Below are 13746 nucleotides of genomic sequence, written 5' to 3' on the forward strand. Positions count from 1 at the left end.
GGACACCGAGGGCTCTCCTGCGACCACGTCCGAGCGCCGCCGCGATGGCGAAGCCGAGCCCCCCGCGCAGCCGAAGGCGAGCCCGACCGATGAAGACATGCATTCGCGTCAGCGAATGAACCGATCACGACGCGCGAGGCAGCGAACGACCCCGGTAACGCGCGAAGAACCTTTTACGCCTGCAAAGATCATGGGCGTACAGCGGTCACCTCGATCTCCACCAGGAAATTCGGACTGGCCAGGGCCGCCACCTGCATCGCGCTACGCGACGGGAGGTTGGGCTGCTCCTTCGTCCCAAAAAACTGCGTATACCCCGTCATGAAGCCGGCGAAGTCCATCTTGCCGCCCTTGCCAGGGTCGCCGACCAGGAAGACTTGCATCTTCACTACGTCGCCCATCGAAAGGCCCATGCCCTTGAGCTGCTTCTCGATCGAGGTAAGTACACCGACCGTCTGGGTCTTCGTATCGCCGTAAGCCTGTGGGGTATCCTTCGGCGCATTCGCGTCGGCTACCGGCGGTACCGTGCCGCTGAGGAATACAAGGGTCTTGCCCGCGGGCACTTCGACCGCGGCGGAAATGGGAAAGGTACTGTTGGGAATCTTGTGGCGCACGACATCGGCGGCAAAGGCTGGTGTGGCTAAGAGGCAGCCTGCCACGGCGGTAAGGACAAAGGATGGGTGGATCGCTTTCATCGGGAACCCTCGGGAGTCGGTGCGGGTGGGCGGAATGCCTTGACCTGGTCGGCCGTGAGTGCATCGGTGTAGTGATTGCCGAAGTGCGTTCGTACGTAGTTCACGACGTCGGCGACCTGCTGATCATTAAGCAGCATGGCGAACGGTGGCATACCTCCGCGGCCGTTCATCACCATGGCCGCGGGATAGGCGGCCGAGGCGAGCTTCGCATTCGCGGCGAGCGCAGGGTAATGGCCCGCGCCCACGGCGCCTTTGGCGTCGGGCATATGACAGCCCTGGCAGATATGGGTGAAGATCTGCTCGCCCGTCACGTGCGCCGCGTCTTTGCTTGAGAGGAACGCCGCATCGTTGGTCTGGGCACTGGCGGCTCCCACCGCGAGAAACAACGCAACGCCGAGCGTCCGCGCGTTCATGCCGCACCTCCGGCTACGGCCTTTCGGTGCAACTGATCGATCGCGCCCAGCGATGACAGGATCGCGCCTTCCTGCCAGGCCGGCAGGTATGAGGCATGCTCACCGGCCAGCACGATGCGCCCGTCCATCGAGCACAGATTGGCGTAGTGCTTCTCGCGAGCCTCGTCGGTCCACCAGCCAAAACAGCCGAGTGTGGAAGGCACGCGATGCCAGGCCACGGAGATACCGTTCTCAAACGCCTGCTTGTACTGGGGGTGGATCTGGCTGCCGTATTCCACGGCTTTAGCCACACGCGTAGCCGGGTCGAGCGAGGTGAACTCGTACGCCTGGGTGAAGAATGCATAGGCGCCGAGTAGCACCCCCTTCTTCGAACCGATGCCGTGGCTCGGGTAACCGATCATGCCGATCGGCGTATCCGATGTGGTGACGCCTCCGTAGATCCGGTCATCCTCTTCCCAGAAGCGTCGGTTGAACTGCAGGCCCACCTTGGCCGACGACATGTAAGGCACGGCGGAAATCGCCGCGCTCTTCTCCGCGGAAACCTGGATCGGTATCTGGCTGAGGATGGAGAGCGGGATCGTACAGACGCACCAATCCGCCTTCGCCTGCTGTACGTGGCCGGGTTTGCCGGTGTCCTCGTAGGTGACAGTGACGCCGCGGTCGTCCTGCGCGATGGCCGTCACCTTGCTGTTGTAGCGAATGACCTGCGGTGGGATCTCACGAACGAAGGCTTTGCCAATCGCATCCATGCCACCCACGGGCTGCATCAGCGAGCTCTGGTATTCATACAATGCGCTCAAGCCCAGCTGCTTCCAAAGGCCGGATTTGAGGATGTCCGAGATACCCACGGGATTCGAAAAACCCGGCTTGCCATCCAGGCCACCCCCGGGTTCTTTGGCATAGCCGCGGTGTTCGCTGCTGTCGCGACCCGCAACATAGCGGAACTGGCTGTCCAGACCACCGAACTGACGCAACGACTCCAGCAGGATTTCTCGGTCTTCCTTGCTCGCGAGATCATCGAGGGCGCCCTTGCCGGATGCCTTGGCCAACAGTTCCGCGATACCGCCATGCCAGTCGGCCTGCACTTCGCGCAGGCGCTGCGGCTTGCCGCCGAAGGCCTCCGGGTTATGCATATAGGCGTTGTGATTCACCTGGACGAAGGGTTCGAGCTGCACGCCAAATCGATGGCAGTAATCGAGTAAGCCGGTGTGGTGATACGGGATCCGCCACGGGCCTGGGTTGAAGTACAAACCCTTGTCGAAATGGCAGGTCTGGGTGTGGCCACCGAGTTCGGTATAAGTGTCGCCACCGCGTAGCGTCCAGTTACGGCCGCCGGCGCGCGCGTTGTACTCGAGCACCCGCACCTCGTAGCCCGCCTTGCCCAGCTCATACGCCGCGACGAGGCCAGCGAGGCCCGCACCCAGGATCAGCACACTGCCCTTCCCCGTACCTTGCAATGGGGGTGGGCGCCGGTAGGTGGATTCCGCGGCAAAGCCAAGGTTGGTCATCGCCTGGTACATCAACGCGCTGCCGCCAGCCACGCCAATCATCCGCAACAGGTCGCGCCGACTGATCGACGCGGGCGGGCTCTCGATCCCCATGCCAGTACCCCCTCGCTACCCCGGTGGTACAGAGTAACCACACGTCGCGACGCGCAACAACAGGCCGGAAGACATGCACCGCGCTGGTGCTATGACAGCGCCGGGCAAACCCTCTAAGCTGGTTTGATCCGAGCTTTGTTGACCGCCTGCATGACCGCTAACGACGACCGCGCCGCCGCCCGCCTGGCCTGGGCCCGCCATGCCACGGGCCAGGCCGACCTGGCACTCGAGCCTGCCTCCGCCGATGCCAGCTTTCGCAGCTACTGGCGCGGCTATGTCGATGGCCAACCGGTCATCATCATGGATTCGCCACCTGAGAAGGAAAACCCGGCACCTTGGGTCGAGATCGGCAAGCGCCTGCACGATGCCGGGCTGCACACGCCCACGGTGATGGTGGCCGACCTCGAGCAGGGCTTCCTGCTCATCGAGGACCTTGGCACGCGCACCTACCTCCCGGAACTCACCGACGCGACCGCCGATGCGCTGTATGGCGACGCGCTCGACGCCTTGCTGCGCATGCAGATGCACGTGGAGACCACCGGCCTGCCCGCGTTCAACCGCGAGTGGCAGGTCATGGAAATGGAGATCATGCCGACATGGTTCCTACAAAAGCACCTAGGCGTCTTCGTCGAATGCGAACAGTGGGATGTCGTGGAAGGCGCTTTCAGTGTCATCCTGCATACGCTCGCCGAGCAGCCGCGCACGTTCATGCATCGCGATTATCACAGTCGTAACCTGCTCATCACCCGCGACCGCTCACCGGGCGTCATCGATTTCCAGGGGGCGATGTCCGGGCCGATCACCTATGACCTGGCATCCCTGCTGCGCGATGCCTACGTGGTCTGGGATAACGAACATGTTGAGGGCTGGGTCGAGGCGTACCGCCTGCGCTTGCTAGATGCGCGCCTGCTCGACGAAACGGTAGACACCGATCGCTTCCGCCGCTGGTTCGACATGGCAAGCCTGCAACGCCACATCAAGATCCTCGGCCTGTTCTGCCGCCTGTATTACCGCGATGGCAAAGCCGGCTACCTGAATGATCTGCCACGCGTGCTGCAATACGTACTGGATATCGCACGGCGCCACGCCGATGTGGCCCCGCTGGCGGACTTCATCGTCACGACGATCGGCGATCGCGATATCCGCGTGCCGGTGGCCGCATGAAGCATGCGCTCATCCTCGCCGCCGGGCGCGGCGAGCGGATGCGTCCGCTGACGGATACCACGCCCAAGCCCCTGCTCGAGGTGCACGGCAAGCCACTGATCGTGCATCACATCGAAAAGCTCGCGGCGGCAGGCGTGAAGTACATCGCCATCAATACATCGCACCTCGCTGACCAGTTTCCTGATGCGCTCGGTGATGGTTCGCGCTGGGGCGTGCGGCTCCGTTATTCGTATGAAGGGCCGACACCGCTCGAGACCGGCGGCGGCATGTTGAAGGCACTGCCGCTACTGGGGAGCGAACCGTTTATCGTGGTGAGTGCGGATATCTGGAGCGATATCGACTATGCGACGTTGCCGCTCGCCCCGGCGGGCTTGGCCCACCTGGTGATGGTGCCGAATCCGGATTTCCATCCGAAGGGCGACTTTTCGCTGCTCGATGGCGTGCTGTACGACGACGCTGCGCCCGCACACGCGAAGCGGCTGACCTTCGGGAACGTCGGTGTTTATCGGCCGGAGATCGTCACAGGCGAGGCGGCCGGTGCGTTCAAGCTGGCGCCGATATACCGGCGTGCGATTGCGCAGGGACGCTTGTCCGGCGAGCGTTATGACGGGTTCTGGCGGAATATCGGCAGCCCGGCGCAATTAGAGAGTTTGCGTCGAGACGTGGGGTAGCGGCCATTTCGCGCCGGGGGCTATCGCGCGCAAGCGCGCTCCTACATAAGCGGCGTCGGCTCAGCTGTAGGAGCGCGCTTGCGCGCGATGCGGTTTACTGGATGGTTTCGGAAGCGAGTTCGCGGAGGCGTTCGCGCCCCAGTGCAAAGGCTTCATTGTAGGCGCTCGTCACGTCGGTGAAATCGATCGTGCCGGTGCCGGCGTCGATCTCTTCACCTATGTGATCGAGGATGCGGTAGCTCGATCGGAAGACCTGTTCACCAGCGGCATCGTGGTGCTTGACCGCGCGGGCGACGACTCTGAACTTGCTTTGATTTTCCACCGTGTTCCTCCCCCCCTGGGAGTCTCCGATACTGACCGGGTATCGTGACGGTTTCAAGTGACTTTCACTTCAGGATGACAAACCGGCGAAAGGCTAGTTCGCCTGCCCCGTCATCGCCGTCGCCTCGGACAACGCTGCCCTGGCGGCGTCGTGGGTCATGACCACGATGCTGATGCGGCGATTCGAGGCCGCGGCCGGATCGTTCTTGTCGAACGGGACCGATGCAGCGAGCCCCACCACGCGCGCGACCTTGTCGGGCTGCATCCCACCTTCAGTCAACGTACGGCGCGCGGCGTTGGCGCGATCCGCCGAGAGCTCCCAATTGCCGTACTGGCTATCGGCACGGATATACGGCGCGCTATCGGTGTGCCCGGAAATGCTGATCTGGTTCGGCACCTGGTTGATGAAGCCGGCCAGCTCGTGGAGGATCTGCACGGTATACGACTTGAGCGCGCCGCTGCCATTATCGAACATCGGGCGGTTCTGCTTATCCACGATCTGGATGCGCAGCCCTTCCGAGGTGATGTCGATCAGCAACTGGTCTTTATACGGCGCCATGGCCTGGCTCTGCGCGATCGCCTGCTGCAGGTCCTTCATCAGCTGCTCGAGGCGCTTCTTTTCCTGTGCCCTGGCCTGCTTTTCGGCCTCCTCTGCCGTGGCGGGCTTGGCGAATTTCTCCTGGTCGCCCGGGCCTTTCGGCAGATCCAGCGCACCACCCAGCTTGATCATGCTGGTGCTCGCGCCGCCCGGGCCCATCTTGCCCGAAGGTGCCATGGTGGACTGACCCTGGGTCATGCTCGGGTTCTTGAAGTACTCGGAGATTGCCGCGCGCTGTTGCTTGGTGCCGGCACCGACCAGCCACATGACAAGGAAGAACGCCATCATCGCCGTGACGAAGTCGGCGTAGGCGACCTTCCACGCGCCGCCGTGGTGGCCATGCCCGCCCTTCTTTTTCCGGCGAACGATGATGACCTGCTTGAGCTCCGTCATGGCCGCTTACCGCGCGGCCTTCAGGTGACCTTCGAGGTCCTGGAACGTGGGCCGGCTGGACGACGTAAGCGACTTGCGGCCGAACTCGACCGCCACCATCGGGTTATAGCCGCGCAGGTTGGCCAGCAAGGCCACCTTCACGCATTCAAACGCTTTGCCATCGGCGTTGGCGCGCGCTTCCATGCCGGCCGCAAGCGGACCGACGAAACCGTATGACAAGAGGATGCCCAGGAACGTGCCGACCAGTGCGCCAGCGATATGCTCGCCGATGACCGCGGCGTCGCCGTCGATGGACTTCATGGTGATCACGATGCCCAACACCGCGGCCACGATGCCGAAACCCGGCAGCGCGTCAGCCATCTTCTGCACGGCCAGCGCCGGCGTCACGGCTTCGTGGTGATGAGTTTCCAGTTCCACGTCGAGCAACGATTCCAGCTCGTGCGGGTCCATGCTGCCGCCGACGATGAGGCGCAGGCAGTCGGTAATGAAATCGATGAGGTGGTGCTCCGCGACCAGGCGCGGGTACGCCGCGAACAGAGCGCTGTTCGCCGGGTCCTCGATGTGTTGCTCCATGGCCAGCTGACCCTCCTTACGCATCCTCACGAAGATGTCGTACAGGAGGGAAAGCAGGTCAACATAATCCTGCTTCGTGTACTTCGGGCCCTTGAGCAGGCCCACGGCATCGCGGGCCGCGGCCTTGACGATATCCGTGGGGTTCGCGCTGATGAACGCACCCAAGGCGCCGCCAAAGATGATCAGCAATTCATAAGGCTGCCACAGGGCGGCCATGGAGCCGTGCGAAAGCACGTATCCGCCCAGCACCGAGACCAGGACGACGATCGAACCGATAATGACGAGCATGACTTCACTTCCTCCCAGTCGAATGGCGTATCGGCCGCTGGGGCGCGAAGTTGAGGACTTCCGTCACGCTTTCTACACGATTTAAACCTCACTGGTAAGCGCTCCCGCATAGCGCGGGAAGACCAGCCGAATCCGCGTACCGATGCCCGCGTCGCTTTCGATCTCGACGCCCCCACCGGCCTGCGCCACCGAACCGTAGACCTGGGCCAGGCCGAGGCCCGAGCCGCCCTGCTTGGTCGTGAAATAGGGTTCGAACAGGCGCTCGCGGACCTCATCGGACATGCCGCCACCGGTATCGGCGACGCACACGAAGACCTGGCGCACGGGTACCTGCTCGCGCAGGCTACCTGGCATGCCTTCGTCGGTCAGGCGGTCACCCACCTGGAGCACGATCGCGCCCATGTTGCCCATCGCGTCCCGGGCGTTGAGACACACATTCATCAGCGCCTGCTCGATGCTGTGGCGATCGACCCATATGGGCAGGGCGCCCGGCTGGCGCAGCACTTCGACACCTACCCGACCGCCCATACCGTGCCGCGCGAAGTCCGCGAAGCTCTCCACGAGGTCGCCCAGGTCGATCGGTTCCGGTCGTGAGGGCTGGTTGCGGGCGAACGCGAGCAGGCGCCTTGTAAGCGCGGTGGCGTGCCGCGCCCCCTCCACCGCGTAAGTGAGCATACGGCGCTGGTGAGCGGTGAGGTCATCGGCCTCATCCTGCAAGCCGGACAGGCTCACGATCACCGTCTGCAACATATTGTTGAAATCGTGCGCGATGCCACTGACGAGCTGGCCCACGGCCTGCTGTTTCTGCGCCTGCCGGGCCGAGGCCTCGGCTAGCTCACGGGCGCGGCTGACCATCTCCAACTGGTCGTTCATGCTGGCAAGCTGGCTTTCGGCGTCACGCCGCGCCCCATGCTCGCTCTCGAACTGCTCCATGAGCGTGCCGTACTGCGTGGTGGCGCTAGCCGAGCGCGCGACGGTTTCGTTCAGGCGCTCCTGCAGCAGTGCGTTGATGGACTCGATGGCCACCTGGAGCTCCACCCGCTCGGTGACATCGCGGCTGATCACGATGAAATGGTCCAGTTCATCGTCAGCGACGATGGGAGCCACCATCACCTCCCACCAGCGCGAGGTACCCTGCGCGGTCCGGCGGGGGCTTACGAAGTCCACGCGCTCGCCCGCCGCTGCGCGATCCAGCACGCGCGCCACCATGTCACGCGCTTCCGGCGGCCACAGATCGAGCCAACGCCGGCCCACGAGGCGCTCAGGCCCGTCGGGAGCCAGCGACACACAGCCGAGGCCAGCAACGTAGCGAATCACGCCGTCGCGGTCTAACTCCTTCATGCAATCGGCGGACGCCTCGATGAACTGGCGGTACCGCCCTTCCCCTTCACTCATCGCCGCTGCCCCTGGCCCGTCGGTTGGCGTCAAGCACCAGTATCACGCACCGTGGAGCCGCCTCCTGTCAAGGCAAAACCGATGCGATGCGCGCGACCCGCTCAGTGCGCGTCGGGTTCGGGCTCGGCGTTGTGCTGGGTGCCGTGGTGGGCCCCGTGGGGATCCTCGCGGTCATCATCGAACCCGGTCTCGCCTTCGGCGAATACGGGCGCGCCATCGTCCTCCACCCCCATGACCAGGCCGAGCGCCTTCTCGGCTGCGGCGGCCGCGCTCGCCTCGTCGCGGAAGCTACGGTTTTCGTAGACCGCGAAATAGCTGGGATAACTGCCGTCAGCCGGGTAGGACCCCAGCAGCGCCGTGTACCGGGAGCCTTCGCGGGTGGCGCTGCTGCGCAGGGTGAAATTCGGAAACTCGCGTTCTGCCATATCAGGAATGTCGATGGGGCCAGCCAAAGGCGGCGTTTATAGGAGCGCACGTGTGCGCGGCATAAGGGGCTCGCGGCCTGGGCCGCCACCCTAAAATCTAATGTACGCCGGAGCTTGGGGGCGTTCTTGCATGCAAGCCCTTAAAGTGTCAAGGAATCTGTTCAGGATTACGGCACTTGCCTCGCAGATTCTTGTAGGGTATTTCCTACATCAAGCGGCCTCACAAAGCATTCACGACGGCCGTGAAACAGGGGAAAGCAGGGGTTTAAGCATCATGAACGTCATCACCACCACGGCGCCTTCGCGCGGCCTTGCGTGGTCCGTCGCTACCGTTCTCGCCATCGCCGGCATTGTCGGCCTGGCCATGGCACCGCGCGTCGCGGCCGCCATCCCGAGGACGGCGATCCAGATGGTCTACGCCTGGCTCTGCTGTTCGCTCGTGGGCTCGGCCTACGTCGTCGTCACGCTTGCGAACGATGCCGAAGGCGCCAACGAGGACAGCGAAGATTTCTGATCCCAGGGCTGGGACGTACATGCAAAAAGAAAAACCCGCCTTTCGGCGGGTTTTTCCGTTCTGGGGCGCGGCAACCCTTACGGGCGGCGCTCCAGGGCCGGATCTTCCTTGGAGCGCGGCATCAGGTCCTGCTTGGAGACACCGAGCCAGAGGAGGATCGGGCTGGCCACGAAGATCGAGGACAGCGTACCCACCAGGATGCCGATCAGCATGGTGATGGCGAAGCCATGCACCACGGAGCCGCCAAAGAAGAACAGCGCCGCCATGGTGATGCCGGTGAACAGCGAGGTAATGATGGTTCGCGACAGCGTGCTGTTGATCGAACGGTTCAGCACTTCTTCCGGCGTGGCGTTACGGCTCGAACGGAACAGTTCGCGGACGCGGTCGAACACCACCACCTTGTCGTTGATCGAGTAACCGACCACCGCCAGCACCGAGGCCAGCACCGTCAGGTCGAACTCACGCTGGGTCAGCGCGAAGATGCCCAGGGTGACCAGCACGTCGTGGACTTCGGTGGCCAGCGCCGCGATGGCGAAGCGCTTCTCGAAGCGGATCCACAGGTAGCCCATGATGCCGATGATGACGAACAGGACCGCGTAGATACCATCCGACCGGAGTTCTTCGCCGACCTGAGGACCCACGAAGGACTTACTCTTCATGGTGGCATCGGGACGCACGGACTTGATCGCTGCCATGATGTCATTCGACACCTTGGTCGCCGCCTCGTCGCCAGAGAGACCGGTCGAGCCGTGGTCATCCTTGGGCTGCAGGCGCACCGTGACTTCACGCGTACCGCCGACCGCCTGCACGAGCGGATTCTCGAGGCCAGCCTTGGTCAGGACCTGGCGAACGTCATTCGTGTCGACCGGATTCTGGTAGGCCACGTTGACTGCAACACCGCCCTGGAAGTCCTGGCCGTAGTTGAACCCCTTCGTCAGGATGAGCGCCACCGAGGCGACCATGAGCAACACGGCCAGGCCAATGGAGAACCGGCGCAGGCCCAGGAAGTTGAAATTAGCGTTGTGGTTGAAAATTTCCATGGCGTATGTCCCCTCAGACCGACAGCGTCTTGAGCTTGCGGCCGCCGTGGATCAGCGCCGTGATGGCATGAGTGACGGTCACCGAAGTGAACATCGAGGTGAGGATACCGATGAACAGCGTGACGCCGAAGCCCTTGATCGGACCCGAGCCCATCGTCATCAGGCCGAGTGCGGCCAGAAGATGGGTGACGTTGGCATCGAGAATGGTCGCCCATGCCTTGTCGTAACCCGTGCGGATCGAGGCGAGCGGCGACGAGCCGTTGCGCAGTTCTTCGCGGATGCGTTCGCAGATCAGCACGTTGGCGTCAATCGCCATACCCAGCGTCAGCACGATACCGGCGATGCCGGGCATCGTCAGGGTCACGCCGATCGCCGACATGACGGCGACGAGCAGGACCAGGTTGAAGAACAGCGCCACGTCTGCGACAAGGCCGAAGAGCTTGTAGTAGATCGCCGAGGCGAGCAGCACCAGGCCGAGGCCGAGCATCACCGCCTTGAAGCCCTTGTCGATATTTTCCGCGCCGAGGCTCGGACCAATCACGCTTTCACTGACAATATCGACCGGTGCCGCCAGCGAACCGCCACGCAACAGCAGGGCAAGCTCGGAGGCCTCGTTGTCCGACGGCAGGCCGTTGGTCGAGAACTGCTTACCGAACGGGCCGCTGATGTTGGCGTAGTTGATGACCTCTTCGGCGATCTTCGGCGTCTTCACTTCCTTGCCGTCGACCATCCTGGTCTCGAGCGTGCGCGTGATATAGAGCACCGCCATCGGCTTGCCGACGTTATCGTTGGTGAACTCCTGCATCTTGCGCGCGCCGGCCGTGTTCAGCGTGACGCTGACGTTCGGCGTGCCGTTCGTCGTGTCGCGGCCAGATACGGCGGTGATGAGCTCATCGCCGCTGGCAATGATCTTCTTGCTGAGCAAGTAAGGCTGGTGGTCACGACCGAAGTACAGTTTGGCATCCGGCGGGACGCTACCCGAACGAGCCGCCTCCATTGCCTGCTGCGGCGTATACAGGCCTGCGCGGTACTGCAGCGTCGCCGTCGCGCCGATGATCTTCTTGGCTTCGGCCGTATCCTGGACGCCCGCGAGGTCCACGATGATCTGGTTCGCACCCTGCTGCTGGATCAGCGGCTCGGACACGCCAAGCTGGTTGACGCGCTGACGCAGCGTCGTGACGTTCTGGGTGATCGTGCCCTGGGCCAGTTCACGCGCCTTCGCCGGCTTCACGGTGGCATTAAGCACGAAGCGGGTACCGCTGGACGCACCATCGTTGACCACGAGGTCGGGATAGTCGGCACCGATCAGCGACGCCGCCTTCTGGCGGTCCGCGTCCGTACGCAGCACCACGTTGACGCCCTGGCCGCGCGCGTTGCGGGTCACCGAGTCGTACTGCACGTTCTTGTCGTGCAGCAGTGCACGGATGTCGTCCGTGTAGCGGCTTTCCTGCGTGTCGATCACGGCGTTCTGATCGACTTCCATCAGGAAGTGCACGCCACCCTGCAGATCGAGACCGAGCGGCATCGAGTTCGCATTGATGCTGCGCAGCCACGACGGTACGGTGGAGGCGAGATTCAGCGCCACCGTGTAGTCATCGCCCAAACCGACGCGCAGGGCGTCGGATGCCTTGGCCTGCTGATCGGCGTTACCGAAGCGGGCCAGCAGGCGACCATCCTTTTCGTTTACATCGACCGAAACGGCCGGCACCTTTGCAGTGGCCAGCAACGTATCGACCTTGCCCTTCAATGCCGCGTCAACCGTCGCGCCACGGTTACCCGAGATCTGCACCGCCGGCTGCGGCGGGAAGACGTTCGGCAACGCGTAAACGATGCCGACGAGCAACACGATCACAACCAGCGCGTACTTCCAGCGTGGAAAATCACTCATGCCTTACATTCCGTGAAAGCGACCGCCCAGCGGCCGCGGCTGACGCGTCTGAGAGAAAACTCAGTTCTTCTTGAGGCTGCCCTTCGGCAGCACCTGGGTGACAGCACCCTTCTGCATCTGGACGACCACGCCCGGGGCGATCTCGACCTTGACGAAGGCATCGCCTACTTCCTCGATGCGACCGGCGAGACCGCCGTTCATCACCACTTCGTCGCCCTTGGCCAGGGCGGACAGCAGGGCGCGATGCTCCTTCTGACGCTTCATCTGCGGGCGGATCATCATGAAGTAGAAGATGCCGAACAGCACCGCCATCATGATGAGCGGCGAAAGGCCGAATGCGCCCTGGGGGGCGGCGGCCGGGGCGGCCTGGGCAATGGCAGCGAACGTCACAGGGCTCATCAGATTTCTCGCAAGTCGTGGAACAGCCAAGAAAAAGCGGCTGTTCGCGTAAAAAGATCGTGGATTATGCCACGCCCCCCGGCGGCGGTGTACCGCGTCAACAAAGGCTTTGGGGGCGCGGCATGCGCCCCGCAAGGCTCTTTATGCCCCGTCGACCTCGGCTTTGCGACGCGCCGCATAGAACGCCATCACGAAATCATCGAGGGTGCCCGCCTCGATCGCGCTACGCAGGCCGGTCATCAGGCGCTGGTAGTGACGGAGGTTGTGCATGGTGGCGAGCTGGCTGCCCAGGATCTCGTTGCAGCGATCGAGGTGGCGCAGGTAGGCACGGCTGAAGCCATTGGCACAGGCGTAGCAGTCACAACCCTCCTCGATCACGCGGGTATCGGTCGCGAACTTCGCGTTACGGATGCGCAACGTGCCTTCATCGGTGAACAGGAAGCCATTCCGGGCGTTCCGGGTCGGCATCACGCAATCGAACATGTCGATGCCGCGGCGCACGGCCTCGACGATGTCTTCCGGCCGGCCCACGCCCATCAGGTAACGCGGGCGGTCCTTCGGCAGCAGCGGCAGGGTGAAATCCAGGGTGTGATTGCGCTCGGCCTCCGGCTCACCCACGGCCAGACCACCCACGGCATAGCCATCGAAGCCGATCTCGACCAGTTGCTCGACCGAGCGGCGGCGCAGGTTCTCGTAGGTGCTGCCCTGGACGATGCCAAACAGGTTGTTCGGATTCTTCAGGTCATTGAAGGCCCGGCGCGAGCGCTCGGCCCAGCGCAGGCTCAGCTCCATCGAGTCCGAAGCCACCTTCTCCGTGGCCGGGTACGGGGTGCACTCGTCGAAGATCATGGCCACGTCGGAATCCAGCACCGTCTGGATCTCCATGGAGACTTCCGGCGAGAGGAAGACCTTCGAACCATCGACCGGTGAGGCGAACGTGACGCCTTCTTCCGTGATCTTGCGCTTATGCGCCAGTGAAAAGACCTGGAAGCCACCAGAATCGGTCAAGATCGGACGATCCCAGCCGATGAACTTATGCAGGCCGCCGAACCGGCCCACGATATCCAGGCCCGGACGCAGGAACAGATGAAAGGTGTTGCCAAGGATGATCTCGGCGCCGGTATCGCGCACGTCACGCGGAGTCATGGCCTTGACCGAGCCATAGGTGCCCACGGGCATGAAGGCGGGCGTTTCCACCGTGCCGCGGCCGAAGCGCAGTCGGCCACGCCGCGCCGCGCCATCGGTGGCGAGGAGTTCGAAAGGGAGGTTACTCATCCGCCCATTCTAACCCGTACCGACTGCCCTCCCTTCACCTAAAGATTTCCCCGGATCAGCCGATTCTTACGAACACACAGGAGCGCATCCATCAGG

Annotated in this window: 14 protein-coding genes and 1 pseudogene; 3 read left to right on the forward strand and 12 right to left on the reverse strand. The window is 63.3% G+C overall.

The window, feature by feature from the left end:
* Window positions 1–188 precede the first annotated feature (188 nt).
* From VGN46_RS00980 to VGN46_RS00990, 3 genes are read right to left on the reverse strand one after another with little or no spacing between them, the layout of a single operon-like run.
* Window positions 189–692 (reverse strand): RidA family protein, encoded by a 504-nt coding sequence (locus VGN46_RS00980; protein ID WP_331639656.1) that lies wholly within the window; start codon window positions 690–692, stop codon window positions 189–191.
* Complete coding sequence (locus tag VGN46_RS00985; protein ID WP_331639658.1) at window positions 689–1105, reverse strand: cytochrome c; 417 nt, start codon at window positions 1103–1105, stop codon at window positions 689–691. Before VGN46_RS00985 ends, VGN46_RS00980 begins: the two co-directional genes overlap by 4 nt.
* On the reverse strand, window positions 1102–2706 hold the full coding sequence (locus VGN46_RS00990; protein ID WP_331639660.1) for a flavin monoamine oxidase family protein: 1605 nt from the start codon (window positions 2704–2706) through the stop codon (window positions 1102–1104). The genes VGN46_RS00985 and VGN46_RS00990 overlap by 4 nt, the downstream gene beginning before the upstream one ends.
* A gap of 150 nt (window positions 2707–2856) precedes the next feature.
* On the opposite strand from VGN46_RS00990, the gene VGN46_RS00995 reads away from it, so the two are divergent.
* A complete protein-coding gene (locus VGN46_RS00995) occupies window positions 2857–3870 on the forward strand; it encodes an aminoglycoside phosphotransferase family protein (protein WP_331639662.1) in 1014 nt (337 codons plus the stop codon).
* Window positions 3867–4541, forward strand: coding sequence for an N-acetylmuramate alpha-1-phosphate uridylyltransferase MurU (murU, locus tag VGN46_RS01000; protein ID WP_331639664.1), 675 nt, complete (start codon window positions 3867–3869; stop codon window positions 4539–4541). The genes VGN46_RS00995 and murU overlap by 4 nt, the downstream gene beginning before the upstream one ends.
* A 94-nt stretch (window positions 4542–4635) precedes the next feature.
* On the opposite strand, the gene VGN46_RS01005 is transcribed toward murU, so the two are convergent.
* The 5 genes and pseudogenes from VGN46_RS01005 to VGN46_RS01025 all read right to left on the reverse strand — a co-directional run bounded on the left by VGN46_RS01005 (window position 4636) and on the right by VGN46_RS01025 (window position 8534).
* Window positions 4636–4863, reverse strand: a complete 228-nt coding sequence (locus tag VGN46_RS01005; RefSeq protein ID WP_331639666.1) for a hypothetical protein — start codon at window positions 4861–4863, stop codon at window positions 4636–4638.
* Between the two features lie 120 nt (window positions 4864–4983).
* A pseudogene (gene motB / locus VGN46_RS01010) lies at window positions 4984–5853 on the reverse strand (flagellar motor protein MotB); the annotation flags it as partial.
* Between the two features lie 6 nt (window positions 5854–5859).
* Window positions 5860–6714, reverse strand: coding sequence for a flagellar motor stator protein MotA (gene motA, locus VGN46_RS01015; protein ID WP_331639668.1), 855 nt, complete (start codon window positions 6712–6714; stop codon window positions 5860–5862).
* 81 nt (window positions 6715–6795) lie between these two features.
* A complete protein-coding gene (locus VGN46_RS01020) occupies window positions 6796–8109 on the reverse strand; it encodes an ATP-binding protein (protein ID WP_331639670.1) in 1314 nt (437 codons plus the stop codon).
* A gap of 101 nt (window positions 8110–8210) precedes the next feature.
* On the reverse strand, window positions 8211–8534 hold the full coding sequence (locus VGN46_RS01025) for a hypothetical protein (RefSeq protein WP_331639673.1): 324 nt from the start codon (window positions 8532–8534) through the stop codon (window positions 8211–8213).
* A 274-nt stretch (window positions 8535–8808) separates the two neighbouring features.
* Here VGN46_RS01025 and VGN46_RS01030 point away from each other — a divergent pair, with 274 nt between their 5' ends.
* Complete coding sequence (locus tag VGN46_RS01030) at window positions 8809–9048, forward strand: hypothetical protein (protein ID WP_331639675.1); 240 nt, start codon at window positions 8809–8811, stop codon at window positions 9046–9048.
* A 77-nt stretch (window positions 9049–9125) separates the two neighbouring features.
* Here VGN46_RS01030 and secF read toward each other — a convergent pair whose 3' ends face one another.
* From secF to tgt, 4 genes are all read right to left on the reverse strand, one after another.
* Window positions 9126–10088, reverse strand: a complete 963-nt coding sequence (gene secF, locus VGN46_RS01035) for a protein translocase subunit SecF (protein ID WP_331639677.1) — start codon at window positions 10086–10088, stop codon at window positions 9126–9128.
* A gap of 13 nt (window positions 10089–10101) precedes the next feature.
* Window positions 10102–11976 (reverse strand): protein translocase subunit SecD, encoded by a 1875-nt coding sequence (secD, locus tag VGN46_RS01040; protein ID WP_331639679.1) that lies wholly within the window; start codon window positions 11974–11976, stop codon window positions 10102–10104.
* A gap of 60 nt (window positions 11977–12036) precedes the next feature.
* Complete coding sequence (gene yajC / locus VGN46_RS01045; protein ID WP_331639681.1) at window positions 12037–12375, reverse strand: preprotein translocase subunit YajC; 339 nt, start codon at window positions 12373–12375, stop codon at window positions 12037–12039.
* A 141-nt stretch (window positions 12376–12516) separates the two neighbouring features.
* Window positions 12517–13650, reverse strand: a complete 1134-nt coding sequence (tgt, locus tag VGN46_RS01050) for a tRNA guanosine(34) transglycosylase Tgt (protein ID WP_331639683.1) — start codon at window positions 13648–13650, stop codon at window positions 12517–12519.
* Window positions 13651–13746 lie beyond the last annotated feature (96 nt).

Origin of the sequence: Luteibacter sp. (assembly GCF_036500425.1) — a bacterium.
Classification (GTDB): Bacteria; Pseudomonadota; Gammaproteobacteria; order Xanthomonadales; family Rhodanobacteraceae; genus Luteibacter.

Bases quoted from the DNA above. Each gene is read 5' to 3' on its own strand.
- VGN46_RS00980 (WP_331639656.1), bottom strand. From the start codon at position 692: ATGAAAGCGATCCACCCATCCTTTGTCCTTACCGCCGTGGCAGGCTGC.
- VGN46_RS00985 (WP_331639658.1), bottom strand. From the start codon at position 1,105: ATGAACGCGCGGACGCTCGGCGTTGCGTTGTTTCTCGCGGTGGGAGCC.
- VGN46_RS00990 (WP_331639660.1), bottom strand. From the start codon at position 2,706: ATGGGGATCGAGAGCCCGCCCGCGTCGATCAGTCGGCGCGACCTGTTG.
- VGN46_RS00995 (WP_331639662.1), top strand. From the start codon at position 2,857: ATGACCGCTAACGACGACCGCGCCGCCGCCCGCCTGGCCTGGGCCCGC.
- murU (WP_331639664.1), top strand. From the start codon at position 3,867: ATGAAGCATGCGCTCATCCTCGCCGCCGGGCGCGGCGAGCGGATGCGT.
- motA (WP_331639668.1), bottom strand. From the start codon at position 6,714: ATGCTCGTCATTATCGGTTCGATCGTCGTCCTGGTCTCGGTGCTGGGC.
- VGN46_RS01020 (WP_331639670.1), bottom strand. From the start codon at position 8,109: ATGAGTGAAGGGGAAGGGCGGTACCGCCAGTTCATCGAGGCGTCCGCC.
- VGN46_RS01025 (WP_331639673.1), bottom strand. From the start codon at position 8,534: ATGGCAGAACGCGAGTTTCCGAATTTCACCCTGCGCAGCAGCGCCACC.
- VGN46_RS01030 (WP_331639675.1), top strand. From the start codon at position 8,809: ATGAACGTCATCACCACCACGGCGCCTTCGCGCGGCCTTGCGTGGTCC.
- secF (WP_331639677.1), bottom strand. From the start codon at position 10,088: ATGGAAATTTTCAACCACAACGCTAATTTCAACTTCCTGGGCCTGCGC.
- secD (WP_331639679.1), bottom strand. From the start codon at position 11,976: ATGAGTGATTTTCCACGCTGGAAGTACGCGCTGGTTGTGATCGTGTTG.
- yajC (WP_331639681.1), bottom strand. From the start codon at position 12,375: ATGAGCCCTGTGACGTTCGCTGCCATTGCCCAGGCCGCCCCGGCCGCC.
- tgt (WP_331639683.1), bottom strand. From the start codon at position 13,650: ATGAGTAACCTCCCTTTCGAACTCCTCGCCACCGATGGCGCGGCGCGG.